Here is a 26,604-nt window from a genome sequence, read left to right on the forward strand (position 1 = left end):
CTCCTATTGAATCAACCATAATTTCAGCACTCTCACCAGCTGTGTGGTATTAATCGGTTTGGATATATAATCGCTCGCCCCAGCTTCGAGGCATTTGACCCGGTCTTCCTCCAAGGCGCGGGCGGTCAGCGCAATAATGACGATCTGATCATAGTCCGGATTTAGCCGGATATGCTTCATCGTCTCGTAACCATCCATCTCCGGCATCATAATATCCATGAATACCAGTTCAACGCCAGGGTGGGTCTCCAGATGCTCCAGGGCTTCTCTGCCATTCTGGGCAAAGCTGATCTCCATATTATAACCTTCCAGCACACTGGATAACGCAAAAATATTACGCATATCATCATCCACAAGCAGAATGCTTTTCCCGGCAAAAGCGGACTCCGGATTATGCAGGTTCTCGATCAGGCGCTGCTTATCCAAAGGCAGGTCTGCATGCTTGCGGTGGAGGTAGAGGGCCGTATCGTCATAGAGACGTTCCATTGAACGCACGTTCTTGATCACAATACTCTCGGCGTAGTGCTTAAGGCGCTGCTCATCTGTCTTGCTGAGATCCTTGCCTGTATAAATAATCACCGGCAAGGTCTGCAGCTTGCGGTTGGTCTTGACCTGCTCCAGCAGGTCGAAGCCGGAAATATCCGAGAGGCCCAGGTCCAGCACCATACAGTCAAAATGATGGCTGGCCAGATGCTCCATCGCTTCTCTTCCGGTGCCCACTGCAATAATGTTCACATCGGGATGGGCGATGAATTCGACAAGACTTCCGCGCAGAACCTTGTTGTCTTCGACAATCAGCAGACTCTTCACCGGACGGCGGATATAAGTCTCAATCTGGAGAAAGGCTGCTTCCAGCTCTGCATAATCATTCGGCTTCTTCCAGAAGGATAGGGCGCCCATCGACAAGCTCTGCTGGTTCTCCTCGGCTGTCGAGATGACATGCACAGGGATATGCCGCAGTTCCGGCCTGCTCTTCAGGCGGCTGATAATGGACCAGCCGTCCAGAACGGGAAGATGCAGATCCAGCAGGATGGCATCAGGCTTGTAGGCATGGGCCAGGGCAAGCCCCTGATCGCCCTGGAAGGCGACGATGGCCTTGAAGCCCCGGCTGCGCGCCAGCTCCAGCAGCCGGGCGGCGAATTCGGCGTCCTCTTCGATAATCAGCAGGGTAATATCCCCGCTCAGCAGGTTGCCCCGGTCATCATCCATTTCCGCATATTGCAGCAGCTTCGGATTGGAGATGGAAATGTCGGGCACGAAGGACTCGCGGAAGGCCGGATTCTCGCGGCGGATAGGCTCGGAAGCCGGAATCTCCGGAGAGGCTGCTGCTGAATAGGCTGCGGCAGCAAGGGTCTGGGCATCCTCTCCCGGTTCCACGGCGGGAATAATGAGGGAGAAGGTGCTGCCCTTGCCTTCCACGGAATCAACCTCAATTCTTCCGCCCAGCAGGGTAGCCAGCTCCCGGCAGATCGTGAGGCCGAGACCGGTGCCGCCGTATTTGCGGCTGGTGGTGCCGTCTGCCTGCTGGAACGCTTCGAAGATGCTCTCCAGCTTGGAAGCGGCTATGCCGATACCGGTATCGCTGACGGCGAAGATGACCTCTTCGCCGCTGGTGCGGATCGACAGGGAGACGGAGCCTTGCTCCGGTGTGAATTTGATGGCGTTGGATAACAGATTATTCAAGACCTGCTGCAATCTGTGACCATCGGTCATCAGATAATCCGGCAGCCGGTTGTCGGAATGGACATCGAACCGCAGGTTCTTCTTCTTGGCCTGCTGTTCGAAGTGGCGGAAGACATGATTGCTGAGATCCTGTGGGGAGACCGGCTCGATTACAGGGGTCATTTTGCCGACCTCAAGCTTCGCCAGATCGAGAATCTCATCGATCAGCTGCAGCAGATCCTTGCCTGCCGAGAAGATCGTATGAACGTATTCCAGCTGCTTCGCTTCCAGATTGCCGTCCTTGTTCTCGGCAAGAATCTGCGAGAGGATCAGCAGGCTGTTCAGCGGGGTGCGCAGCTCATGGGAGACATTGGCCAGGAATTCCGATTTGTACTGCGCGGCCATGAAGATTTCCTGCGCCTGTGCCTGGATCTCCTCCTTTTGCTTCTCAGTAAGCTCGACTTGAAGCAGCAGCTGATCATGGGAGGCAGCCAGCTCCTCCTTCTGGATCAGCAGTTCATCGGCCTGAGTTTGCAATGTATCGGTCTGGGCCTGAAGCTCCTCCGTCTGAGACTGAAGCTCTTCTGTCTGGGCCTGAAGCTGCTCCTTCTGCTCCAGCAATTCACTCGTCTGGGCCTGGAGCTCCTCAGCCTGATCTGCGATCTCGGACTTTTGCATTTCCGTGATTTGCAGCTGCTTCTGCATATCGCGGTTTGCCGCAGAGATCTCGTCGGCCTGGGCCTTGATCTCCATGGTTTGCCGGCGGGAAATCTCCATCTGATTCTGCAATTCCAGGTTGGAGGCATGCAGCTCTTCCGTCTGCTGCCGCAGTTCCTCTGTCTGGGCTTCAATCTCGTCCTTCTGGGCCTCTGTGAGCTTCATTTGTGTCTGAAGCTGTTCATTGGAGGTCAGCAGGCTCTCGGACTGCGCCTCCAGTTCAGTCTTCTGGTCCTGTAACTGGTCGGTCTGCAGCCGCAGCTCCTCTGTCTGGGCCATCAGCTCTTCGGTCTGAGCTTCCAGCTCCTGGGTCTGGGCGGTCAGTTCTTCGGTCTGGGCCTCCAGTTCTTCCTTCTGCAGCTGAGTCTCGCTCAGCAGCTCTTCAATTCTGGCGACATCCGCCAGCGTATTCATCAGCACGCCCATGTTCTGTCCGGTGCGTTCAATCAGCTGCATCTCCTTGGAGTTGAACGGGCTTAAGGCAGCCAGTTCCATGACTGCTACAACTTCCTGTTCATGCTTAATAGGGACTATAATCAGCGAGGTGGGCGCAGCCTCCCCCAGGCCGGAGCGGACCTTGATATAATTCTCTGGTAGATCCTGCAGTACGATCATCTGCTGATCCAGTGCGCATTGTCCGACCAGGCCGCTGCCCAGCGGTATGGACTCCTGTTGCCCTGAAGCATCATCGAAGGCATAGCCTGCCGCGAAGTTCAGCTGCCCCCCCTGCTTCAGATAGATCGCCCCGTAGCTTCCGCCGACAGCGGTAGCCAGCCTGCCGATGAACACACGCGAGGCGGTCCTCAGCTGGACAGAGCCTTGAAGCAGCAGCGCCATCTCAGACACCTGCGTATTAATCCAGGCCTGTTCCTCGGCTCTAAGCCGCAGTTCGCGCTCATCTGCGGTTCTGTGATGGAGCTCAGCTGCCAGCCCGAAAAAGGAAGCTGAAAGCTGGCCGAATTCATCCTTCCGGACAGTAGCCGCAGCAGCAGGGTCAAAAATGCCTGCTGCGATATCCTGTGAGATCTCCGTGATCCGGCCCAGGCCGCGGTCTATATTTCGCTGAATACTGTACAGAATGCCGATACTAACCAGAATGCCGCCCGCGCCTAATCCTGCTGTAAGCAGGCGCGGGCCACCCTCCATAAAGAGGATAGATATAGTAATCATACTGCCTAGCAGCAGGATAGAAGCTGATGCAGCTAACCAAACCTGTTGTTTTATTCTCATTGTCCGCCGCCTTTGTTCAGTTAGAATGCTAAGCTATATAATTATAGCTTTTATGGAGCTTCAGTGATATAGAAGACATGAAGAATACACCTTAAACCTAAAATTTACAAGGCTTTCCGGAGGCAGGCCCGCTTTTGCCGGAGTTTTCATGAAAACTTTGAAATCACCGCAATTTACTTAAAATTTTGCTTGTAAGCAGCGGGTAGAGCGTGTAAGATAACAAACATGATTCATTCTGAGTTCAAATAACAGATTTCATATAACTCATATAATCTTGGGAATATGGCCCATAAGTTTCTACCGGATAGCCACTGTAATTATCCGACTATGAGTGAAATAGCGCATCTAGGGTTCCGTTTCTTGTGCTGCGGCACGGGAAAGACTGGTCCAAGCGATGCGGACACGTATATGTGTTACACCACCAAGGGACAAAAACCCAGAAGGACAGATTCACTTGAGAGAAACACTCAGGGAATCTGTCCTTTTTATTTTATCTGTCTTTTTTTATTTCTAAGGAGGAAGATCCGCTGTAATGAAAGTATTGGAAGAACGCATTAGACAAGAAGGCTTAATTCTATCGGAGACTGTGCTGAAAGTGGACTCATTTCTTAACCATCAGGTAGACACGGCGCTTGCGCTTGCGATCGGGAAGGAATTCGCAGCAGTCTTCGGAGACCGGCAGATCACCAAGGTGCTGACTGTGGAGGCCAGCGGCATTCAGTTCGCCATGGCGGCGGGAATTGCGCTGGGTGTTCCGTTCATCTACGCCAAGAAGAAGAAGGCAGTCACCTTGTCCGAAGCGGTGTATTCGGCACCGGTTCACTCCTTCACCCGTCAAGAGGACTACCAGATCAGCATCTCACAGAAATATCTCGGGCCGGACGATACCGTATTGATCGTTGATGATTTCCTGGCTACCGGCGCGGCGCTTGTAGGGCTATGCGATATCGTAGCAGAGTCGGGGGCGCAGCTGGCCGGGGTCGGCTGTGTCATCGAGAAGAGCTTCCAGGAGGGACGCGGTCTGCTGGAGCAGCGCGGAGTTCCGGTGTATTCCCTGGCACGGATTGCTTCCATGTCGCCGGGTGAGATTCATTTCATAGATAATGAAGGATTAATCAAGGAGCGTGCAGGATGTTAAGCAAACAGAAGATACTGGCCCTAGGGCTTCAGCATGTACTGGCGATGTATGCCGGAGCGGTCATAGTACCGCTGGTTGTCGGGGGAGCACTCAACTTGAATGGTACACAGATGGCGTATCTGATTGCAGCGGATCTGTTCACCTGTGGACTGGCGACCCTGCTTCAGATTATGGGCAGCAAATATTTCGGAAGCGGGCTGCCGGTTGTTCTCGGCTGTACCTTCACAGCCGTTAGCCCGATTATCGCCATCGCTTCAGGCTCCAATCTGGCAACGGCTTATGGCGCAATCATTATCTCCGGGTTGTTCGTGGTGCTGGCAGCCCCGGTGTACGGGAAGCTGCTGAAGTTCTTCCCGACCGTGGTCACCGGCTCGGTAGTCACAATCATCGGACTGTCGCTGATTCCCGTAGCGATGAATAATGTGGCCGGCGGCCAGGGCAGCGCCGACTTCGGGCAGCCCCGCAATCTGCTGCTGGCTCTGATCACACTGCTCGTTATTCTGGCCGTTAACCGGCTGACCACAGGGTTCCTGCGCTCCGTATCTGTGCTGGTAGGACTTGTAGTGGGTACAGTAATCGGCTATGCCATGGGCATCGTTCATTTCTCTACCGTGACCACAGCTTCCTGGGTCAGCGTTGCACAGCCGTTCTACTTCGGCTGGCCTCAGTTCAGCATTACCGCCATATTCACAATGATCATCGTCAATATTGTGTCTATGGTCGAATCCACCGGGGTCTACTTTGCCGTAGGTAAGGCGACGGACCAGCAGGTGGAGCAGAAGCAGATCGTGAACGGCCTGCGTTCCGAGGGACTGGCCATCATGCTGGGGGGCCTGTTCAATGCCTTCCCGTACACCGCATTCTCCCAGAATGTCGGCTTGCTGTCGCTGACGCGGGTGAAGACGCGGAATGTTATTTTTGCAGCAGGCGGAATTATGATCGTACTTGGTCTGCTGCCTAAGCTGGCGGCACTGACTACAGTGGTGCCGAATGCGGTGCTGGGCGGGGCGATGATTGTCATGTTCGGCTCGGTCGCCGCTTCCGGTATGTCGATTCTGTCCGATGTGGATCTGCGCAAGGACGGCAATCTGCTGATTGCTGCCTGCAGCATCGCGGTGGGCCTCGGCTCTGCAGTGCTTCCGTCCATGTTCGACCAGCTGCCGGAATTCGCCAGAATGCTGCTGCAGAATGGAATCGTGTCCGGGTCGCTGACAGCGATCATTCTGAATATCTTCTTGTCGAAGACCCAGGAGAGTGCGGTTCCTGCCGCAGCCGCTCCGGAAACGAAGTAAAATATTCCATCCGCGTAGCTCTAATAAGATGAACAGCCGATTCCGAAATAAATGGAACTCGGCTTTTTTTTTGCTTCAGATGAACGGAGCCTGTTGTATAATTTATACAATGACAACTAGAAGGGACTGGCAGAGGACATGAGAAAGTATTGGCTGAGCATTCTCGGCAGTCTGGTGCTGGTGTTGATCGTTCCGCTGCTCTCGGTCCTCCAGACACATCAGATTAAGGGAGACAGGCCGCAGGCGGTGCAGGGTGTGATTGACCTTCGCTCCTGGGACGCCCGCCACGACGGGATTATGAAGCTGGACGGAGAGTGGGAGCTGTACCGGGATGTACTGCTGTCGCCCGGGGATTTCCATCCGGTGAACGCTGGTAAGGAGGTCCCCGCCCCCTCAACGATGATTCAGGTCCCGGGGAAGTGGAACGACGATATCTCCGAACAGGGCGAGCGCAGAGCCAAAGGCTATGCTACATACCGCCTTCAGGCGATGATTGCCCCAGGGGAAGACATGGTCTACGGCCTGCGCACCAGCAACATCCGCAGTGCCAGCAAGGTCTATCTGAACGGGCAGGAGATTGGAAGCAGCGGAACCCCGGCAGCCTCGGCCTCTGAGGGCAGACAGAATAACATGCCTTTTATGGGATTCGCCTCGGTAACCGGGGATACCATGGAGATTATTGTGCAGGCAGCTAACTACAGCTACTCCTCAGGCGGGATCGTCCAGCCGATTGTGATCGGTAATCAGGCCGCTATTTTGAAGCACAGGGAATTTGCCCTGTTTGTAGACGGGGCTGCACTGATCGGATTCTTCGTGCTAGCCCTCTTCCTGCTGATGTTCTCCAAGGTGAGGGAGAGCCGGGGGGTCACGTTGTATCTGGGCTTGTTCTGCATAGCGGCCTTTGTCTACATTTTTACGCACGGCGAAAAGCTTATCCTGGCGGCGCTGCCCGGCTTCCCTTACGAGATTATACTCAAGCTGCAGCTCGCGTCCTCTACACTGGTCTATTATTATCTGCTGCACTATGTCGCCAATTCAGTGAATTACCCGATGTCTATCGGGGTAATTAAGGCCTCCAGGCTGGTTACGGCATTCCTGCTGCTGATTGCTGCCTTCGTCCCGGCCTATCTGTTCAGCTATCTGGAGGTGCTGCTGCTGACCTGGGGCTCGGTAAGCCTGGGCTTCGTGCTCTACTCCATGGTCCAGGGCACCCGGCGCAATCCGAAGAATATGTTCCTGATGATGGTCAGTATTGAAAGCCTGAGCGTGGTCATTATCTATTATCTGGTCAGCTTCATGGGCATGACCTTCAGCTATTTCATCATCTCCTACGAGATACTCCTGTTCGGATTCGTGCAGGCGATCCTTATGACCCGGCAATACGCAGCTTCCTTCCGCGAAGTGGAACAGCTCTCACGCCGCCTTTTGTCGCTTGACGGCTTGAAGGATGACTTCATCTCCGATACGTCGCAGGAGCTGCGGAGGCCGCTGCAGGGAATTGTCAACATGGCCAAGGTGCTGGCTCAGGGGACGGCCGGCTCCATCAGCGCTGCCCAGCAGGATCAGCTGCTCACGATTGTCTCCACCGGCAAGCGGCTTACAGCCCTGATCCATGATATGTCGGACTTTGCGAAGCTGAATCACGGCGCGCTCTTCCTGCGCCGGCAGGCCGTCGATCTCCGCATGGCAGCTTCCTCCATTATGGCGGTCACCCGTCAGGTCTACGGCAACAGCCAGCTGGAATTCCGGCTGAATCTGCCGGAGCAGCTTCCGCTGCTGGAGACGGATGAGCAGCGGTTCGCTCAGATTCTGCATAATTTACTCGCAAGTGCAGTGAATTATACGCCCAGAGGCGTGATAACGCTGTCTGCTGAGGTTAAAGAAGAGTATGTTGCCATCATCATAACAGACACTGGCCAGGGTATCGCGCCTGAGCGTCTGCGTACGATCTTCGATGCCAATGATCCAAGCGGTCCTGTCGCCAGTAAGGTCTACCGTGAGAACGGGCTTGGCCTCAGCATTACCCAGAGGCTGGTAGAACTGACGGGCGGGGAGATTGAGGTGCATTCCGAACTGGGGCAAGGCTCCGTCTTCAGCTTCACCCAGCCGATCCTGCAGAGGAGTCATGCACTGCTGGAGGAGGAATTCGGAGAGCTTCACGGCTGGGAGACGGCGCCTTCGTACACGCTTCCCGGAGAAGAACCTGTGCAGCTGCCGGCTGAAGACTGCTGCTCCATTCTGGTAGTGGATAATGATCCCGTTAACCTCCGCGTGCTGGTAGGCGTATTGCAGCTGGATAACCATTCTGTGATTACCGCCAGCAGCGGGGCTGAGGCGATCCAGATCATCCAGCAGCATCCTGAGCTTGATCTGGTGATTGCCGACTGGGTAATGCCGGAGATGCCCGGGCTTCTGCTCTGTAAGGCCATCCGTGAACGGTTCACCTTGTCCGAGCTGCCGATTCTGGTACTGATGGCGAGCAGCCGCCCAGATGATATCCTCGCAGCCTTCGAGGCCGGAGCGAATGATTATCTGAGCAAGCCGGTGGAGGTGCGCGAATTCAAGGCACGGATGCAGACCCTGCTGGATATGCGCAAGTCGATCCGTGTATCTGTCCAGTCGGAGATTGCCTTCCTCCAGGCGCAGATCAAGCCGCATTTCTTATATAATGCGCTGAATGCCATTATCTCGGTCTGTCCTGAGGACCCGGACAAGGCCACGGAGCTGCTGCTGGACCTCAGCCAATACCTGCGGAGCAGCTTCGACTTCCAGAACCGGGGACAGACGGTATCCATGGAGAAGGAGCTGGGACTGGTCAAATCCTATCTTGCGCTGGAGCAGGCGAGGTTCGATGAACGGCTGAATATCGAGTTCGATGTGCCGGAAGATGTGATGGCTATGGTTCCGCCGCTGAGCATCCAGCCGATTGTGGAGAATGCTGTGAATCATGGCCTGATGCAGAAGGAGGCCGGAGGAACGGTACGGCTGACCGTCGAGCTGCTGCCCGGCTGTCTCAAGGTAGCAGTCACGGATGACGGTGTAGGTATGACCCCGGAGAAGATTGCGGAGGTCCTCTCGGAAGAGCGGACAGAGGGGGGCATCGGACTGCGCAATATTCAGCACCGCCTGCTTAAGATGTATGGAGCAGGCCTGAATATTGACAGTGTACCGGGAAGAGGGACCGCTATATCATATACCATCCCCACTTAAAGGCATTTGAGAACTACGAACGAAGAGGAGGTGAGTCCGACTGATGAAGGCCATATTGATTGACGATGAGAAGCCGGCGCTGCAGCATCTGGAGCGTATGCTCCTGAAGGATGGGCGTGTGGAAATCACCGGGAAATTCACCTCGGCACGCCTGGGACTTGCGCATCTGGAACGGGAGAAGGCGGATATTGTCTTCCTGGATATCGGGATGCCGGAGATGAACGGGCTGGAAGCAGGTGAATACATTGCCGGTATGGACCGGAGCACCCGGATTGTCTATATTACCGCATACAGCGAGTATGCGATCGAAGCCTTTGAACTCAATGCAGCTGATTATTTGCTGAAGCCGGTGACCTCCCAGCGGTTAAGCAAAACCCTTGAGCGGCTGGAAGTCGGCAAGGAGAGCGCTGAAGTGAAGATGCCGCCTACACCGGCGCCTGTCAAGGAGCTGTCAATCCTCTGCTTCCACCGGCTTGAATTCACAGACAGCACGGAGCCGGGGCGCAAAATGCAGTGGAGAACCAGCAAGGCGCAGGAGGTCTTCGCCCTGCTGCTGCATAACCGCGGCCAGTGGATACTCAAGGACACCATTGTGGATCTCGTCTGGCCCGATTTCAAGCCCGAGAAGGCCGTAACGAACCTGCATACCACGGTATACCATATCCGCAAGCTGCTGAAGGCCTGGGATATGGAGGTGCTCGTCGAATTCTCGCAGGAGCGGTACAGGCTGACCAAGGAGCAGGTGCTGCTGGATGTGGAGGAGTTCGAGCTGGGCTATGCCGGTACGCCTGTGGAGTCAGAAGAGGAATGGCTGCGCCGGGAAAAGATATTGAAGCTGTACCGTGGAGACTACCTGCAGGAGCATCATTACGACTGGGCAGAGATCCGGCGCAAGGAGCTGCAGGTCCGGTATATCCGCATGGCGCTGCATTCCGCTGAATATGAGCTGTCCTCCGGGCGGCCCCGGCTGGCACTGGAGAGGCTGCTGGAGCTGCAGGCAGCCGATCCTTATTCCGACCAGCTCTGCAGGCTGATTCTGCGAAGTTACGCCGACCTGGGGGATTTCATCGGATTCAGGACACACTACGATAAATACAAGGAGCTCCTGGAGAATGAGCTGGGCATCCGCCCTGACCAGGTCATGGACAGCTGGGTCCAGAAGGTATTGTAAGTCCGTAGCCGGCCACTGCAAAACTGCTTGTTGTCATTATTATTTATATGCTGTGGTATACATATTCAAGGCTGCGGGAGTTGAAACGAAAGAGTCATAGCAGCGTATCAGAAGCATACGAGTATTCAAGAGGAGATGGAGTAGAATGGATAACGGGTTGAAGGTCATCCTGTTCGAGAAGCTGCCTGAAGGCGACCTGCAAATGATTGAAGAGCGCGTCTGGAGCATGAATATGGTTACGGCGCTTGAGCATGTCAATTATATTGTCGTTGGCGGCCGTGAGTTCGAGGCGGTAGAGGGAAGGCTGAATGTGGATGAAGGGAAGCTGGAGCTTTTGCTGGTTCCTATGCGTACGGAAGGTTAAGGATGAATACCAGGAAAGGAGGCCCCAAGTTGGCAAAAGAAGAAAATGCTAAAGAACCCGCAGTCAGCAGGCTGTTCACCCCGGACGGCAAACCGGTCCGCGTATTATCCACCTCGCTCGGGATTGCCCTGCTGGCTAACGCGTTATTCATTCCCGGAGGTGCAGGCGCAAGCGGCACAGGCGGTGAGGAGCCTAAGCTGGTCTCCTGGTCTACCGAGGAGGTTAAGCAATACTTCGACAAGAATGTAGACTGGAGTATTCCATATCCGGAAGACCAGGAAGAGAAGGTCCAGGAAGGGCAAGGGGCAGTAACCTCAGGCGGCACGACGGTAATCAACAACTACGGCGGGTATAACTCGGGCTTCGGCTGGGATGATGTGCTTCTGTATCACATGCTCTTCAATAGCGGTTCGTTCTACTCTTCCAGAGGCTGGTACAATGACCGGCCTACTTATTATGGTAGTACACGCAATACCTATAAGCCGCCTTCCTATAATAGCGGACGATTCCAGAACAAGCCGGTGGCCGGCTCGGTGGTGAAGCCGAAGACCTCAACTTCATCCACCGGCTCCATTACCAGAAGGAATACCTCTTCCAAATCGGGCGGTATCGGCGGCACCTCCAGCGGGCTGGGTTCGAGCAAATCCAAATCCGGCTCTAAAAGCTCCGGCAAAAGCTCGGTGCGCTCCGGCAAGAGCGGGTTCGGCGGATGATCCGGGCGGAGCAGGCATTCGAGTATATAGACCAGTCCGGTCTGGAGCGCGCTCCCCGGGTTGAGCGGCTGCATGAGCTGGGCTTCACCTGGGCCGATCTGGAGGACGAGGAATACTGGCTGGATGCGGTGGCTGTGATGCGCAGCGAGACCTATCAGGAATTGAAGGAAGCCGCCGCCGCGCTCTGGGCGATTCTGGATAAGGCCGTGCGTTATGTCCATCTCAGACATGACCTGTACGACCTGCTGGGGATTCCGCCGGTGCTGTGGCAGATGCTGGATGACTGTCCGTTGCCGGAGCCGGGACTGATCAGCCGGTATGCCCGGTTCGATTTTGCCGTGGCAGGTGATGGTACGATTAAGCTGCTGGAGCTGAATGCGGATACTCCGACCGGCTATGTGGAAGCTTCCATTGCAACGCCGTGGATCTGCGCGGAAGCAGGCGTCGGAAGCGCGAATGCGGCCATGAAGCAGCAGCTTGCTGCAGCCTGGGGCGTGGAGCGCCCCGACACGGTAGCCTGTGTGGATTATGGCAGCCATGAGGAGGACAGCGGAACGATTGAGGCTCTGGCCGCGCATAGCGGACTGGATGTCCGCTGTGTCGATTGCCTGGATTTGTGGATTGATGAGGGTGTGGTCAAGGACGGAGAGAACCGGATCATAGAGCGGATGTTCGCGCTGTATCCGAAGGAGTGGATGGCCGTAGATGAAGGAGGCGAGGCTCTGGCCTACGCCATTGAGAGCGGGAAGCTCCAGCTGTTCAACGGACCGCATAGCATCATTCTCCAGTCCAAGGGGCTGATGGCCGCTGTCTGGGGAATGTACGAGCTTGGCCTGCTGTTCACAGAGCCGGAACGCGAGGCAATCTCCCGGTACATCCTGCCGACGTACAATAAGGCAGTGTTCTCAGAGAGCTTTGTATCCAAATCTGTATTCGGCCGCGAAGGCGGATCTGTACGGATCTTTGATGACAGCGGCGCGCTTGAGATCGAGGACGAGGAGGGCTACGACAGCAGCCAGCTCTTCCCCGTGGTCTATCAGAAAAGGGCAGAAATGGCCCGGATCATGACGGCGGAAGGCGAGCTGCACCTGCTGACCGGCATGTTCGTCATTAACGGAACGCCCTGCGGGCTGCTTGGCCGGGCCGGCGGGCCGATTACAGGCAATGCCAGTCATTTTATCGCGCTAGGAGTGAGGGGGCTTGAAGATGTTCAAGAATAGAGAGGGGCATGCTGCCGGGCGCAGAGCCCGGGGCACCCTGCTGACTACAGTGCTGCTGCTGGCGGTTATGGTGCTGAGTGCATGCTCAGCGAACAGCGGCAGTGTATTTCATACCGGCACTGATACGTCGGATAGTGTATCGCGTGTACCATGGGATTACCGGGTGGTGGAAGGCAAGGTTGGCGATCTGGTCGGCAGCGATATGACTATATTGCCGGATAATGAGCTGCTTCCCAACGACGGGAATTATGCTACAGGCGACACCGTCTGGACGCTCCAGTTCATGGATGCCGAGCTGATAACGGACGCTGACCAGAAGAATGAGATTAAGCTGTCCGCCTGGACGACACTTAAGTCTTACGCCGACCAGAAGGCGGCCACAGAGGATCTGGCTAATCTCAAGGTGTCCATCACAACGGATGTGGACCTGGTTGGCGTGTACAAGACGGAATACCAGAGCAAGACCAGAAATTTCGCAGTGCTGGAGCTGCCTTCCGGCAACCGGATCAAGCAGCCGATTGACGACAAGCGCTATACCGCGCTGGAGAAGCAGAAGAAAGTCTCAGTGGTGCTGGAGGAAGTACATGATTTCGCCGACTATGATTCGGCCTATGCGAAATTTCGGGGGTGGGCTAAATGACGATCGTAATTAATCTGGTGGTTAGTATTCTGACCATTGTTCTGCTTCAGGTGCTGGGTATGGTGATCTTTGCGCTCATGACTCCTTTCAAGGATATGGAGGAGCTGAAAAAGGGAAATGTTGCGGTAGGCCTGGCGTTCGGCGGCAAGTTCCTGGCTACGGCGGTCATTCTAGGCGTGGCCGCCTACACAAATACCTCCATCTGGTTCATGATGCTCTGGTTCGCTGTGGGGTATGTCTGCCTGATTGCTTCTTACTGGATCTTCGAGCTGTTCACGCCCGGCTTCCGGATTTCAGAGCAGCTGGAGAAGGGAAATGTTGCGGTCGGCGTCATGCTCTGCATGGTGTTCATCGGGACGGCCTTCGCGGTCAGCAGTCTGATTATCTAGAAAGCCTGGCAGGCGGTCAGCGGCTGCGCTCCGCGAGGGACTTGGCGCAGGCTGCTGACCGCCGGCTCAATTCACCCGGGAGGCAGGGATGAGCATTGCATTTTCTAATCCAATTATCCGGTAAGCTGCTTCATCTCAAGAAGAAGTCCATTGCCTTTATTATTCTGGCCTTCATTCTTCTAAGTGCAACCATCGCCTTCCTGCTGGAGCCGGATACGTTTCATAGCTGGTTCAACGCCTTTTATTGGGTAATGACCACCATGGCTACCGTCGGGTATGGCGATTACTTTGCCGCTACCGTCACCGGCAAGGTGTTTACGATTTTCTTATATATCTTTGGCATCGGTCTGCTCAGTCTGGTGATCGGCAAGATTATCGATGCCATGGGCGAGATGCAGCGCAGGAGAGGAGCCGGAACCTTGACCTTTCACGGGCACAATCATGTGGTGCTGATTAACTGGAACCGCAAGACACAGGCGGCAGTGGATGAGATTCTGTGTTACGACGGGGAATGCAAAGTAGTTATTATTGATGAGAACGGACGGCATCCGCTGGAATCCATGGAGCAGGTCCACTTCATCAGCGGCGATGCTGCGAGCGATGACATTCTGCTGAAGGCGAATATCGGGAGCGCCAGAGCAGCGATTGTGTTCAGCGACACCCGTATTGACGAAGCTTCCTTAAGCGACGGCAAGTCGCTGCTGATTGCTTCCAGCATTGAGCGGATTGCCCCGCAGGTACATACTACCGTAGAGATTATGCAGGAGAAGAACATTCAGAACTTCAAGCATGTGCAGGTGAACGAGTTCGTGCTCTCCCATGATGCCATCTCCAGACTGGCCGTCCGCTCTGCCCTGCAGGAGGGCAATTCAGAGGTCATTACTCAGCTGCTCAGCCGCGAGCACGGGGATGATATCTTTGAGATTCCCCGCCGCAGCGGCTGGACAACCTATGGAGAGGCCTTTCAGGATCTGCTGCGCCAGGGGGCGACTCTGCTGTCCGACCGTGGCGATCTGGGCATTAACCGTAAGCTTGACCAGGCGATTCCCGCAGACGCCAGACTCTACATCGTCGCTGATGAGGCTACGTACCGGAGAATTAAAGAGAGCTAGAGATAGAGAATACCTAAGCATTCATAAGAGCTGTTCCAGTCGTTAAGACATGGAGCGGCTCTTTTTCTGGCGGAAAAGGAGAAATATGTGATAGCGGCACATAATGTTTGAAGAAACAGTAAATAATGTGACAATAATTACCGTTATATTAGTATGGATCAATTGGTAGTTGTCATTTAAGGATGTGATCGATTGGAAAACAGATATAGCAAGGCTGCTGTTCTGGGGATGTCGCTGCTCCTGCTAACCTCCTGCGGCGGCGATAAGGCCGGGCCGGCACCATCCTCTCCCTATACTCCGGTAGCCTCTCCTTCAGAGACTACACGGCCGGATGAAGCGCCGCAGCTTGAGCCTACAGTGGAACAGCGGGAATTATTTCATTTCATAAATACGCAGCTTACAGGACCCGATGGTGTATATACGAATCTGAAGGAGACCTCTGAAGCGGCAGAGGTGGCTACAGGCCATGAGATTCTGAGCGAGTCCGCGTCTCTCCTGATGGAGACTGCTGTCAGGACCCGCAATCAGGAGCTGTTCGACCGACAGTGGAAGACGGCCCGCAGAACCTTCGATATGGAGGGCGGCTTCAGCTACCGCTACAGTCCTAGGCAGCAGAAGCGTTATCCCGTGAATGCAGCGGTGGATGACCTGCGGATGATCGGAGCGTTATATGAGGCAGGGCAGGCATTTAGCCAGCCGGAATATACCAGAGAAGCTGATAAATATGGAGAACGTTTCTATAAAAACAATACTAAAAAAGGTTACATTTATGACATCTATGACAATTATTTGAAAGTGGTCAACAGCTTCGTAACTTTGTGTTATATTGATCTGAGTGTATTGCAGAAATTGTCGATATCTAGCGAATTACAAGAGAATTTGCTGAAGAATATGAGCGGTATTTTGGAGGAGGGATATTTGTCCGATTCTTTTCCATTCTATGAGACCCGCTTCGATTACCAGAGCGGACAGTACAGCTCTGAAGGCATCAACTCGGTAGAATCTCTGCTGACTATTCTTCATCTGGCAGAGACCGGCCGTCAAAAGCCGGCCAGCATCAGCTACATCAAAGCTCAGGTCGCAGCGGGAACCTTATTCGGACAATATACACGTGAGGGCAAGCCGGCTAATGATATCCGTTCAACAGCGGTCTATGCGCTCACAGCCATGATTGGAGCCGTGCTGGAGGATGGTGACCTCTATCAGTCCAGTATAGAACGGATGAATGAATTCAGGGTGACAGATCCAGTGAGTCCGCTATATGGCGGCTTCGGTGATCCTGCCTCCGGGCAGGCATACTCTTTTGATAACCTGATGGCACTGCTGGCTTACTCCTATAAGGCTCCATAATATAACCAAAAGGGGAATCGGAATGATAAACAACCTAGAGCTTACATCCACCCGGCCCGGTATCACGTTAGCTGGCTTTCGGATTACTCCGGCATTTGCCGCCGCATTCTGCGTGCTGCTGGTGACGGCTATTTCGCTGTTTACCTCCCCTTATATCGGCATGGCGGATAACGGAGACTTTTACCGGATTATATATAGCAACGGCCTGTATTTCAATGCTCCGGACTATGACAGCCAGTACTTCGGCTATTTCGTGAAGCAGTTCGGAATCTTTCAATATTTCAACGAGAACAGCACGATGGTGGTCTCCTCCCAGTCCCTGTTCATCAAGCTGGCGATCTTCGTCAACAAGCTGTTTTTCAGCCGCGAGGTCTTCGATATCCGCTTCCAGGCTGCCATCTACACCGTGCTGTATGTTGCCGCAGTCTACTTGCTGGTTGAAGCGATCACGCTGAAAATGTCAACTAAGCGGGGGATGGCAGTCGCGGCTCTTGCGGTGTTCATTTTCGGGGATACGGGGTATACCAACTACTTCAGCTCCTTCTTCGGCGAGAGCCTGGTGATGGTGACCATGATTCTGGTGTTCGCCTCCTGGCTGCTGCTGTACCGGAAGAGATACAACGATTATGCCATGCTGGCGATCCTGCTGATCAGCACCCTGATCCTGACCACCTCCAAGCAGCAGAATGCTCCGGTGGGGATGGTAATTTCCCTGCTCTCAGTTCCGCTGGTGCTGATCCGCCGGGACAAGCTGTTCCGCTGGGTCACGCTCCTGTCGGCCGGTCTGATGATGTTCGCCGGAATTGCGACGTATCTTAATATCTCCAAAGAGTTCGTGAATATTAACCAGTATCATGCGATGACGCGCGGGGTGCTGATGGAATCCAAGAACCCGGAGACGGCGCTTGGCTCCTTCGGAATCAATGAACAATACGCAATTCTCAAAGAGAATACGTACTATGACCAATACGGGACGGTGGATGTGAAATCCGAGCTGCTGGATAAAAATTTCTACAGCCGTTACGGCTTCGTCTCCATTCTGACCTATTATGCTTCTCACCCGAATGAGCTGGGCTCGATTCTGGATACGGCTTCTGAGAGTGCCTATAAAATTAAGCCGGCGGCCATGGGGAACTACGAGCAGTCCGCAGGCAAGGAGTTCCGGGCGCAGAGTCATTTCTTCAGCTTGTACAGCACACTTAAGGAGAAGCTGGCGCCCCGTCCCTTTGCCTTCATTCTGCTCTGGATGGCCGTAACGATAGGGGTCTATATGCCATCCTTCGTCCGGTCCATCCGTACCCGGGATTTCCGGGGCATGCAGCGTCTGCTTGTGATTCTGGCGACCATGCTGGTCGGACTGTCGGGTATCGTAGTCTCCATTATCGGGGCAGGTGACGCGGATATTGCCAAGCATGAATTCCTGTTCACGCTGGCCTTCGACCTGATCATCTTCCAGACGGCTGCCAGCGTAATCGGCCGCGGCATCTCATCACGCAGATCGGTGCCGTCTGCACCGTCCGCGCCGTCTGCACGGCCGCTCAAGGATTATCCGGCACTGAATAAAGGGGTGGGCATGTGAGACGCAGAGGGATCGTCATTCTACTGTTAATTGTATTGGCGGGTGATCTGCTGCCGTCTGCCGGTCCGGCAACCGCTGCCGCTTCTCCGGCTCCGGCGCAGCGGATTCTGCTGCTGTTCGACAGTCTGGCGAATAATTCAGGCCAGCAAGGGAATGTGGCCGAGCTGCAACGGCTGCTTGCCGCCTACAGCGCACAGGTCACGCTGAAGCCTATTTCCTCTTATGAGCCGGGCGGCATGAAGGGCTATTCCGGCGTGATCACTGTGATTAACAATGATGAGCTTGAGATTACGAATCAAGCCTACCTTCAGGAGGCAGCCGGGTATAAGGGGGCTATGCTGCATGTTGGATATAGACCGCCTGCCCGGATGCAGCAGACGCTGCGGCTGAAGACCGGGGTATGGCATAGAGCGGGCGCAAGTCTCTCCATCGGCGGATTCACCGGAATTCCGGTGGAGGCCGAAGGGATGCCTTATATAACCGCTTCGGCCGCGGGGCGTTCTTATGGAACGTGGTCCTCATCAGATGCGGGGGCGCAGGCGCCGTTTGCGGTAAGCAGCGGCCGGACCGCATACCTGCCTTATCTGAAGCAGGGCGATTTCACAGCCATAGCTGCGGCCTATGTGCTGAAGGATTGGCTGCACTATACCGCACAGCCGCAGATGTATCTGGTAATCAAGGAGATCTATCCCTTCTCGGATCTGAACCTGCTGGAGCAGATGGCAGACCGCCTGTATAGAAGCGGTATTCCCTTCATCGCCAGTGTCCGTCCGGTATTCGCGAATACGGATTTCCCCGCGATGAAGCGGTATCTGGAGGCGCTCAGAGCCGTCCAGTCCCGCAACGGCAGCATCGTGGTCAATGCCCCTGCGGTCAGACCGCCGATCAATTCGAATGACCGGTCCCTGCGCGGGAAGATGAATCAGTTCATTAATGTTCTGGCGGAAGGGGGCGTGGCACCGCTCGGCGTTGCTGCCGAGAGCTACTGGACGTATGACAAGGAGTATTCTGCCGCAGGCATGGGGTTCTTCAATTCGGCGGTGCTCTTCCCGGACGGAGAGACCCATTATATGGAGCAGACAGACACCTCAGCGCCCTTCTCTTCCTCTCTGTACAGTCTGCCCCCGGCACTGCTGCAGGGAATTGGCAGAACAGGCAAGGCGATGCCGGAGCTTCCGCTGAATACGGCGGTGACGCTGGACCTGCCGGAGGATGAGCGCGGGCTGGAGGAACTTCTGCAGAATCTGAATGCGGAATGGTATACCTTCGCAGACTATAAGCAGGAGGCCCATACGGTCCGCACGGATATGCACACCCTTGAGTCTGCTGACGGGGTGATCCGCTTGGATGGCAACACACTGGATGTCGATTATACCCCGCAGAAGGTCGCCGTTGATTTCCAGTACAAGGAGAAGCAGGCGACAAGCTTCAACAAGCTGTTCAGCGTGCAGAATCAATTCTTCATCATCGTGATCCTGGCTGCGTTGCTCTTGTTCGGCGGCCTGCTCACTATCGGTTACAGGTTGTACCGCAGGAAATATTTGAACAAGTAATTCGGGAAAAATATAGCGAGTTTAGGAGAATACTATGACGATCTCAGACGTATTGATGGTGATCGCGGTCATCTGTATCTGGTCCCTGCTGCTGGTGAATGTGATGCTGATTATAGCGGGGTATCTGTACTACATTCAAACGGAAAACGAACCGGTGCCTGAGATTACCGGGGAGCATCCCATGGTGACGATTATGGTTCCTGCCCACAATGAGGGGGTCGTCATCAGCAAAACCGTGGAATCCCTGCTGGCACTGGATTACCCGCATGACCGGTATGAGATTATCGTCATCAATGATAATTCGTCAGACAACAGCGCTGAGCTGCTGGCTGCTATCCAGGAGCGGAATCCGCAGCGCAATCTGATCATTATCAATACGGACGCCGTCACAGGCGGCAAAGGGAAATCCAATGCGCTGAACATCGGCTTCACCCGCAGCAGCGGGGAGCTGATTGCGATCTATGATGCCGACAATACGCCGGAGCGCACGGCGCTGAAATACCTGGTGGCGGAGATTATGAATGATGCCACCCTCGGGGCGGTGATCGGCAAGTTCAGAACCCGCAACCGGAATGCCAGCCTGCTGACCCGGTTCATTAATATCGAGACGCTGTCCTTCCAGTGGATGGCGCAGGCAGGGCGCTGGAAGCTGTTCAAGCTCTGTACGATCCCGGGAACAAACTTCATTATGCGCCGGACCATTGTCGAGAGCATCGGCGGCTGGGATGTGAAGGCAATTGCCGAGGATACGGAGATCAGCTTCCGCATCTATATGATGGGCTACCGGATCAAGTTCCAGCCGAAGTCGGTCACCTGGGAGCAGGAGCCGCAGACGGTGAAGGTATGGTTCAAGCAGCGGACACGCTGGGCGAAGGGCAATATCTATGTCATTGTGAAGAACCTTCCGCTTCTGTTCGACCGGAAGGCGGTCAAGATCCGCTTCGATATTCTGTATTATGTCTCGATCTACTTCCTGCTGCTGATCTCGCTGGTCACCTCGGATATTCTGCTCGTGCTTCATGCCATGGGGTATGTACATACCACCATCGCCGGGCTCAGCAGCTTCCTGTGGCTGCTCGCCATTGTGCTGTTCGTGGTGGGGATCTTCGTTACCCTGACCACGGAGAAGGGCGAGATGAGCCTGTCGAACCTGTGGATCATTCTGCTGATGTACGTCTCGTATTGCCAGCTCTGGATGGTAGTGGCCGCTTACGGGCTGTACAACTATTTCAAAGATGTTATCTTCAAACGGGAAGTCAAGTGGTACAAAACCGAGCGGTACTAGTGCGCCGGAGGTCCAGAAATAAGATATACAGGAGATACGGAACATGATGAAAAAACAGATCCTAACAGTGCTGCTCTGCCTCTCCCTCTTCCTGGTTCAAATTCCTGCGGCGCAGGCGGCGGTGCTTCCCGGTGAAGCCGGAGCAACGTATGAGACGCTGTTCACCAGCGATGTCTCGCTGAGGGGCGCAAGCTCCCAGCAGCAGTTCTTCACAGTCATGGATTACTGGAATGTGGATAAAGTGATGATCAATCTGCAATTCCAGACCTCACAGATCAGTGAGGATAAGCTGTCGAGCGTAACACTGTCGCTGAACGGCATTCCGTTCTATTCCTTCCGGCCGTCCCTGGACAATAACGGGCAGCAGAGCCTGAGTGTAGAGGCGCCCAAAGGGTTCCTGACCAAGGGTAGCAATACGCTAAGGATACAGGGGAGCTTAAGAACCACGACGGGCGGCTATGAGCTGTGCAATATCGATGATATGCAGGACAGCTGGCTGCATCTGTTCAACACCTCGAACATTGCTGTGAATTATACACCGAAGGCCATTACAGGAGGCATTCAGGATTTCAGTGCCAGATTCTCAGGAATGGATACGGTGAAAAATGAACAAAGTCTGCTCGCCGTGCCGCAGAATGCCAGCGGAGCAGAGCTGGAGAGTGCTACTTACGCCCTCTCGGGATTCGCCAAAGGCAACACGCTGAATGACAGAACCATTCCGCTGCTGCCATACCGCGAGGATACCGTCAAGGACAAGAGTGCAGTAGTGCTGGTGGCTATGTATGATCATCTGCCCGATAGGATCAAGAAGCTGGTAAGTACGGCGGATGACCTCGGCACCCATGCGGTCATTCAGCTGGTGAACAAGGATTCCCTGCCTACGCTGGTGGTGACCTCCAAGGACGAGAGCCTGCTGATCAAGGCCGGACGGCTGATGGCAAGCCGGGAGCTGGTGAGCCAGCTCCGCAAGGATCTGAAGGTTGTTACTGGTGCTACCGATGTAGTGAACCCTGCGCCGGCCATCAGCTCGAACATTACGTTCACGGAGACGGGGGACAAGCTCACCGGGCCGAATCATCAGGAGCAGACGTATTTCGTCTCTCTCCCGTCCAACCGCTCCATTGCGGATGACGGCAGAATCAGCCTGGATTTCCGGTATGCGGCGAATCTGGACTTCAACCGTTCCCTGGTGACGGTGAGCATCAATAATACGCCCATCGGCAGCAAGAAGCTGACGAAGGAGCTGGCCAACGGTGATGTGCTGAATCTGAATGTGCCGCAGAGCCTGAATATCTCCGGCAACTTCACCGTGACGGTGGCGTTCGATCTGGAGCTTGCGAGCATGCTCTGTACACCGAACAAAGAGGAGATGCCGTGGGCCTATATCAGCAAGGAATCGCTCATGCGCCTGAACACGAAGGACCGCACCGACCTCCTGCTGAGCAATTACCCTTATCCGTTCCTGCGGGACGGCATCTTCAACCGTGTGGCGGTGGTGCTGCCGAAGGAGAGGGATGATTACACCTACCGGAGCCTCGGGAATGTCTTCAATATGCTCGGGCAGTTTGCCGGAGGAAATACCGGTGATGTCCACTTTTACAGCGATAACGCAGCAGCGGATAACCTGAAGGACAACAATATCATTGCAATCGGGACCTATAAGAATAACAAGGTGATCCGTGACAACAACGGCAAGCTCTTTTTCAAGTATAACAAAGAAGGATCAACCCTCCTCTCCAATGAGAAAATCGCTCTGGACGAGCAGTACGGAGCCGCCATCGGCACGCTCCAGCTCCTGGAATCCCCTTACGAGAGCGGACGAGGCCTGCTGGCGGTCACTGCGGTCAGCTCAGAGAGCTACTTCGTAGTCTCCAAGCTGATCGGGAGCGAGAAGGACAGGTGGAGGGTGTACGGTGACGGCGTTGTAGCGGATAAGGACGGCACGGTGAATGCCTACCGCTTCAAGACGGTCTCCGGCGCCAAGCCGGACTCTCTGGTCTCGCGGGTGGTGGAGCGCAGCGATGTGCTGGGCTTCGTGACCGCAGCAGTGATGATCGTGACGCTGGTGGTCGTGGCGCTGATTCTGATGCTGCGCAAACATAAGAAGAAACGTGGTGATCAAGCGTGAGACGTAACCGCAGCAGTCTAACCTCGGATCTGGGCTTCCTGGCCTTTCTGGTTCTGATCTTCGCCTGCATCGTATATATCGCGGGCTCACCGGATAACTACGTCCAGAACATTATTATTCTGAATGTATCGTTCATCCTGGCGCTGGTCACGTATTTCACCACGGTCACGGCGGGACTGACGCTGAATCTGGCGTTTGTCTTCGGCTACGGCTTCTTCGTGGTCTATCAGACGGTATCGCAGGGCGCATCGATCGGTGTAGAGACGTATTTCTGGCTGATTATGACCCCGCTGCTTACGGTGGTGCTGTGGGTCTTCACCTCAAGCACCCGTGAGCTGCAGGCAGAGAATGAACGGCTGCTGAAGCGCACGAATAATCTGGCTGCGGTGGATGAGAATACGGATCTGCGCAACAGCATTTCTTTTCAGAAGGACGCCAGCCTGTTCACCGGAATCTCGGTCCGTTATAAAATCCCGCTGACGCTGCTTGTGGTGAAGGTGAAGTACTGGAATGAAATCCGCCGCCTGATCCCGGAAGAGCAGCTGTCCGAAGCCATCTACGATGTCTCCCAGCTCAGCCAGTCGAGCATTCGTACCAATGATGCGCTGTATCTGCTGGACAAGGAGGATGCTACCTGGGGCCTTCTGCTCTTCACGGACCGGGAAGGAGCCAAGATTGTCATTGAGCGGATCAAACAGCGGCTGCAGGAGCTGAATGACTCGGAGTTCTCCGGCAAGTACAAGGTCACCTTGGGGCTGAAGATCGGTGCAGTGGAATATGCGGCGGACACCATCGAGAATCCGCTGGATTTCATTGTCCAGGCCAAAAAGGAACTGGAATACGATGTATAATGAGTGGGAGCAGGAAGTCCTGCAACCAATCTGACAGGAGGACTGGACGATGGATTTGGGTCTTGAGGGGAAATCGGTGCTCGTTGCGGCAGCGAGTAAGGGGCTGGGATTGGCGACCGCCCTGGAGTATGCCCGTGAAGGGGCGAGGGTGACGATTGCGAGCCGGAGCCTGCCGCAGCTGGAAACGGCGCGGCAGGCGATCCGTGAGGCTACGGGACAGGAGGTCGCCGTAGCGGAGCTGGATGTGACCCGCCCGGAGGAGATTGCCCGGGCGGTGCGGATGGCCGCCGAATTCGGCGGCGGCCTGGAGGTGCTGGTCACGAACGCCGGCGGGCCTCCGGGCGGCAGCTTCGGGGATATGGCCGACGCTGACTGGAGCGGCGGCTTCGAGCTTACGCTGATGAGCGCGGTCCGCCTGATCCGCGAGGCGCTGCCGCATATGCGCAGCACAGGGGGAGGGCGGATCGTCAGCATCAGCTCGGTCTCGATCAAGCAGCCCATCGCGGGGCTGATTCTCTCGAATGTGTTCCGCGCAGGCGTGAGCGCGCTGAACAAGAGCCTGGCTACAGAGCTTGCCCCGGAGGGCATCCTGATCAACAGCCTGGCCCCCGGACGGATCGGCACAGACCGGATCCTCCAGCTTGACGGCAAGCGGGCGGACGCGCAGGGCATCACACTTGCGCAGATTCAGGAGGAAGCCCTGAAGGCGATTCCGCTGGGAAGAACCGGCACGCCGGAGGAGTTCGGCAAGGCGGCGGTATTCCTCGGTTCTTTTGCCAATACTTATATAACCGGACAGTCCCTGCTGATCGACGGCGGAATGGTGAAATCGCTCTAGGACAGGCTCTTGACTCAGCGGCTCATTTCACGTATGATAGTATGGCGTGTAAAAATCGGAAGATTTACGCATCTCCCTTTGTCTAACCGGATTTTCAAATAGACCAAGAGATGGCTTCAATAATTCTTCATAAGTTGTATCCGTACGGAAAGGAGGTTACTACAATGAAACAAGGCATACACCCTAAGTTCAACCAGGTTATTTTCTTCGATGCTAGCGTAGGCTACAAATTCCTTAGCTCATCCACCAAATCATCCGGTGAAACTATGGAATGGGAAGACGGCAACTCTTACCCGGTAATCCGTGTAGACTCCAGCTCTGCATCCCACCCGTTCTACACAGGTAAACAAAGAGATACCGAAACTGGCGGCCGCGTTGACAAGTTCAAACAACGTCTCGCTCAGAAGAAATAATGGTATTGCTATAGAGGATATTCCCGCATCCATGCAGATGGTGAAGGAGTATCCTCTTTTGTTTTGTCCGGTACTTTAGGTACCGGTAGTATTTTTTGGCAGGATGATTCATTTGTGCGAAAGAGTAGGATATAATAAGGCAAAGCAATCTCAAAAATAGGAGAAATATGACATGCCGTGGATGCAGGGTTATCCGTTTTACTTGGTAATGGGCAGCGTTCTAAGTCTCTACATGGGCATCGGTTCTTACAAGCACCGACATACACCAGGAAGATGCTATTTATGGATATTGATGCTGCTGGTCAGCATGATCTTCGCGGCTACAGCCGGAGAGATTCTAACGGATTCCTTCGAGGCGAAGCTATGGTGGAAGAATGTGCAGCAGGGCCCGCTTTTTTTGAGTGCGATCTTCACCTATGCGGTTATTAAAGAGTATGTATCCCGTTCCTCTGAGGGTTTGTCCAAGAGGCTTATTTATTTTTGTATCCCGGTGGCGGTGGATGTGCTGCTGATCTTCACCGACTCTTACCATCATCTGATGCGCAGTGAGGTCGGACTGGCTACGGTAGCCGGTGTTACCGGAATCGTAGTGAAGCCCACGGTACTCAGCATGATTCTCATCGCGTACGATCAGTTATTCGGACTGTATGCTGTATATCTGCTGGCAATCTCCCTCCTGAACGGTCCCAGGTATTATTTCCGCCATAATGCGCTGCTGTTATTCAGTCTGCTGGTGCCGGTCCTGGCGGTGTTCCTGCTTCCGCTGCTGCAGATTACGATTACAGGCTTCACGGCCTTCACCTACCTGCCGCCCATCGTGGCCGCTTACCTCACCTTGTTCCGCGATCCCAGACTGTCCTTATATCCGCTGGCTAAGAATAAGATCTTCGAGAATATGAAGGACGGTATCGTCCTGACGGACCGCTACGATTACATAATGGATATCAATGAGGCGGCTGCTGCTATGCTCTCTGAGCTGCTGGAGGAGAAGCCGGAGACCTGGATGGGCACTAGCATTCAGCCGCTGCTGAGGCAGCACGGGCAGCTGTCGGCCTGCTATGCGGAGCGGAGGGAAGGCCAGTTCGAAATCGAGCCTCCCGGCCGGAGCGGGTCCTGCTATGGGGTTGTGCTCATTGCCACAGAGCAGGTCCGGGCGAAGAGTACGGGAATGCTGCTGGTATTCAGTGATCTGAGCGAGAAGAAGCGGTATGAGCGGGAGCTGCTGTATCAGGCCACGGTGGATGATCTGACCGGGCTGTACAACCGCAGGCATTTCATGAGGCTGGTGCAGAATTATTCCGCACAGATCGGCGCGGGCATGGCCTTGCTGCTGTTCGACATCGATGATTTCAAATTAATTAATGATACATACGGACACATGGCCGGTGATCAGGCACTGGTGGATTTGTCTGGCAAGATTATGCGGGTATATCATAACAAAGGAATTGCCGGGCGCGTAGGCGGCGAAGAGTTCGCCGTCTGCTTCTTCGCCGGCAGCGAAGCTGCGGCCTTGAAGGAGGCAGAGAGCTTCCGCACCGCTATGGGCGAGCACATCGTTGAGCTGGACGGGGGGCATCACATCCAGCTTACGGTGAGCATCGGCATTGCTTTTACGGATCGCACGGATGTGACCTTCGAGGACCTGTACCGCGAGGCGGACGAGGCCCTCTACCTGTCCAAGGCCACCGGCAAGAACCGGGTAACCTTAGGCCGTGAGCCTATGGTGCGTCAGGCGGCTAAGGGGTAGGC

Annotated in this window: 20 protein-coding genes and 1 riboswitch; of the genes, 19 read left to right on the top strand and 1 reads right to left on the bottom strand. The window is 54.8% G+C overall.

Translation table 11 applies throughout. The features are described from left to right. Positions 1 to 3 precede the first annotated feature (3 nt). Positions 4 to 3,609, bottom strand: coding sequence for a response regulator (locus NSS64_RS30180; protein WP_341142523.1), 3,606 nt, complete (start codon positions 3,607 to 3,609; stop codon positions 4 to 6). A 244-nt stretch (positions 3,610 to 3,853) separates the two neighbouring features. Next, positions 3,854 to 3,957: riboswitch (purine riboswitch) on the top strand. Positions 3,958 to 4,141: 184 nt separating this feature from the next. Between NSS64_RS30180 and NSS64_RS30185 the strand changes: the two genes are divergently transcribed. From NSS64_RS30185 to NSS64_RS30275, 19 genes are all read left to right on the top strand, one after another. Further along, positions 4,142 to 4,747, top strand: a complete 606-nt coding sequence (locus tag NSS64_RS30185) for a xanthine phosphoribosyltransferase (RefSeq protein ID WP_209868713.1) — start codon at positions 4,142 to 4,144, stop codon at positions 4,745 to 4,747. Then, complete coding sequence (locus tag NSS64_RS30190) at positions 4,741 to 6,039, top strand: nucleobase:cation symporter-2 family protein (RefSeq protein WP_076081459.1); 1,299 nt, start codon at positions 4,741 to 4,743, stop codon at positions 6,037 to 6,039. Before NSS64_RS30185 ends, NSS64_RS30190 begins: the two co-directional genes overlap by 7 nt. 138 nt (positions 6,040 to 6,177) lie before the next feature. Beyond that, positions 6,178 to 9,249, top strand: coding sequence for an ATP-binding protein (locus NSS64_RS30195; protein WP_341142524.1), 3,072 nt, complete (start codon positions 6,178 to 6,180; stop codon positions 9,247 to 9,249). 43 nt (positions 9,250 to 9,292) lie between these two features. Further along, positions 9,293 to 10,420 (top strand): response regulator, encoded by a 1,128-nt coding sequence (locus NSS64_RS30200; protein WP_341142525.1) that lies wholly within the window; start codon positions 9,293 to 9,295, stop codon positions 10,418 to 10,420. A 145-nt stretch (positions 10,421 to 10,565) separates the two neighbouring features. Further along, positions 10,566 to 10,784, top strand: a complete 219-nt coding sequence (locus tag NSS64_RS30205) for a hypothetical protein (protein ID WP_036691939.1) — start codon at positions 10,566 to 10,568, stop codon at positions 10,782 to 10,784. 29 nt (positions 10,785 to 10,813) lie between these two features. Next, positions 10,814 to 11,497 (top strand): hypothetical protein, encoded by a 684-nt coding sequence (locus tag NSS64_RS30210; protein ID WP_341142526.1) that lies wholly within the window; start codon positions 10,814 to 10,816, stop codon positions 11,495 to 11,497. Beyond that, positions 11,494 to 12,717 carry a glutathionylspermidine synthase family protein gene (locus NSS64_RS30215; RefSeq protein ID WP_341142527.1) on the top strand — a complete coding sequence of 408 codons (1,224 nt, stop codon included), beginning with the start codon at positions 11,494 to 11,496 and terminating at the stop codon, positions 12,715 to 12,717. Before NSS64_RS30210 ends, NSS64_RS30215 begins: the two co-directional genes overlap by 4 nt. Then, the gene (locus NSS64_RS30220; RefSeq protein ID WP_341142528.1) at positions 12,704 to 13,357 is read left to right on the top strand and encodes a signal peptide protein; all 654 of its coding nucleotides are present in this window, start codon (positions 12,704 to 12,706) and stop codon (positions 13,355 to 13,357) included. The genes NSS64_RS30215 and NSS64_RS30220 overlap by 14 nt, the downstream gene beginning before the upstream one ends. Continuing rightward, entirely contained in the window at positions 13,354 to 13,746 is a 393-nt protein-coding gene (locus tag NSS64_RS30225; RefSeq protein ID WP_339311995.1) for a DUF350 domain-containing protein, read from the top strand. Before NSS64_RS30220 ends, NSS64_RS30225 begins: the two co-directional genes overlap by 4 nt. Before the next feature lie 95 nt (positions 13,747 to 13,841). Next, the gene (locus NSS64_RS30230; protein ID WP_340946296.1) at positions 13,842 to 14,858 is read left to right on the top strand and encodes a potassium channel protein; all 1,017 of its coding nucleotides are present in this window, start codon (positions 13,842 to 13,844) and stop codon (positions 14,856 to 14,858) included. 192 nt (positions 14,859 to 15,050) lie between these two features. Beyond that, complete coding sequence (locus NSS64_RS30235; protein WP_341142529.1) at positions 15,051 to 16,208, top strand: hypothetical protein; 1,158 nt, start codon at positions 15,051 to 15,053, stop codon at positions 16,206 to 16,208. Positions 16,209 to 16,230: 22 nt separating this feature from the next. Continuing rightward, positions 16,231 to 17,787 (top strand): glycan biosynthesis hexose transferase WsfD, encoded by a 1,557-nt coding sequence (gene wsfD / locus NSS64_RS30240; protein WP_341142530.1) that lies wholly within the window; start codon positions 16,231 to 16,233, stop codon positions 17,785 to 17,787. Further along, positions 17,784 to 19,340 carry a hypothetical protein gene (locus NSS64_RS30245; protein WP_341142531.1) on the top strand — a complete coding sequence of 519 codons (1,557 nt, stop codon included), beginning with the start codon at positions 17,784 to 17,786 and terminating at the stop codon, positions 19,338 to 19,340. Before wsfD ends, NSS64_RS30245 begins: the two co-directional genes overlap by 4 nt. Before the next feature lie 34 nt (positions 19,341 to 19,374). Further along, positions 19,375 to 20,625, top strand: a complete 1,251-nt coding sequence (locus NSS64_RS30250) for a glycosyltransferase family 2 protein (RefSeq protein WP_341142532.1) — start codon at positions 19,375 to 19,377, stop codon at positions 20,623 to 20,625. 43 nt (positions 20,626 to 20,668) lie between these two features. Further along, positions 20,669 to 22,753: a cellulose biosynthesis cyclic di-GMP-binding regulatory protein BcsB gene (locus NSS64_RS30255; protein WP_340994891.1), complete on the top strand. Its 2,085-nt coding sequence runs from the start codon at positions 20,669 to 20,671 to the stop codon at positions 22,751 to 22,753. Beyond that, positions 22,750 to 23,604, top strand: a complete 855-nt coding sequence (locus tag NSS64_RS30260) for a diguanylate cyclase domain-containing protein (protein ID WP_076081509.1) — start codon at positions 22,750 to 22,752, stop codon at positions 23,602 to 23,604. The genes NSS64_RS30255 and NSS64_RS30260 overlap by 4 nt, the downstream gene beginning before the upstream one ends. 49 nt (positions 23,605 to 23,653) lie before the next feature. Beyond that, entirely contained in the window at positions 23,654 to 24,442 is a 789-nt protein-coding gene (locus NSS64_RS30265; protein WP_341142533.1) for an SDR family oxidoreductase, read from the top strand. Between the two features lie 164 nt (positions 24,443 to 24,606). Further along, positions 24,607 to 24,855 (top strand): type B 50S ribosomal protein L31, encoded by a 249-nt coding sequence (locus tag NSS64_RS30270; protein ID WP_036722727.1) that lies wholly within the window; start codon positions 24,607 to 24,609, stop codon positions 24,853 to 24,855. 172 nt (positions 24,856 to 25,027) lie between these two features. Continuing rightward, on the top strand, positions 25,028 to 26,602 hold the full coding sequence (locus NSS64_RS30275) for a sensor domain-containing diguanylate cyclase (RefSeq protein WP_341142534.1): 1,575 nt from the start codon (positions 25,028 to 25,030) through the stop codon (positions 26,600 to 26,602). The last annotated feature ends 2 nt before the right edge of the window (positions 26,603 to 26,604 follow it).

Source organism: Paenibacillus sp. FSL H8-0122, assembly GCF_038005345.1.
Taxonomy (GTDB): Bacteria; Bacillota; Bacilli; order Paenibacillales; family Paenibacillaceae; genus Paenibacillus_AQ.

What these genes read in the sequence shown, in the direction of transcription:
- NSS64_RS30180 (WP_341142523.1), bottom strand. Translation starts at nt 3,609, where the DNA reads ATGAGAATAAAACAACAGGTTTGGTTAGCTGCATCAGCTTCTATCCTG.
- NSS64_RS30185 (WP_209868713.1), top strand. Translation starts at nt 4,142, where the DNA reads ATGAAAGTATTGGAAGAACGCATTAGACAAGAAGGCTTAATTCTATCG.
- NSS64_RS30190 (WP_076081459.1), top strand. Translation starts at nt 4,741, where the DNA reads ATGTTAAGCAAACAGAAGATACTGGCCCTAGGGCTTCAGCATGTACTG.
- NSS64_RS30195 (WP_341142524.1), top strand. Translation starts at nt 6,178, where the DNA reads ATGAGAAAGTATTGGCTGAGCATTCTCGGCAGTCTGGTGCTGGTGTTG.
- NSS64_RS30200 (WP_341142525.1), top strand. Translation starts at nt 9,293, where the DNA reads ATGAAGGCCATATTGATTGACGATGAGAAGCCGGCGCTGCAGCATCTG.
- NSS64_RS30205 (WP_036691939.1), top strand. Translation starts at nt 10,566, where the DNA reads ATGGATAACGGGTTGAAGGTCATCCTGTTCGAGAAGCTGCCTGAAGGC.
- NSS64_RS30215 (WP_341142527.1), top strand. Translation starts at nt 11,494, where the DNA reads ATGATCCGGGCGGAGCAGGCATTCGAGTATATAGACCAGTCCGGTCTG.
- NSS64_RS30220 (WP_341142528.1), top strand. Translation starts at nt 12,704, where the DNA reads ATGTTCAAGAATAGAGAGGGGCATGCTGCCGGGCGCAGAGCCCGGGGC.
- NSS64_RS30225 (WP_339311995.1), top strand. Translation starts at nt 13,354, where the DNA reads ATGACGATCGTAATTAATCTGGTGGTTAGTATTCTGACCATTGTTCTG.
- wsfD (WP_341142530.1), top strand. Translation starts at nt 16,231, where the DNA reads ATGATAAACAACCTAGAGCTTACATCCACCCGGCCCGGTATCACGTTA.
- NSS64_RS30250 (WP_341142532.1), top strand. Translation starts at nt 19,375, where the DNA reads ATGACGATCTCAGACGTATTGATGGTGATCGCGGTCATCTGTATCTGG.
- NSS64_RS30255 (WP_340994891.1), top strand. Translation starts at nt 20,669, where the DNA reads ATGATGAAAAAACAGATCCTAACAGTGCTGCTCTGCCTCTCCCTCTTC.
- NSS64_RS30265 (WP_341142533.1), top strand. Translation starts at nt 23,654, where the DNA reads ATGGATTTGGGTCTTGAGGGGAAATCGGTGCTCGTTGCGGCAGCGAGT.
- NSS64_RS30270 (WP_036722727.1), top strand. Translation starts at nt 24,607, where the DNA reads ATGAAACAAGGCATACACCCTAAGTTCAACCAGGTTATTTTCTTCGAT.
- NSS64_RS30275 (WP_341142534.1), top strand. Translation starts at nt 25,028, where the DNA reads ATGCCGTGGATGCAGGGTTATCCGTTTTACTTGGTAATGGGCAGCGTT.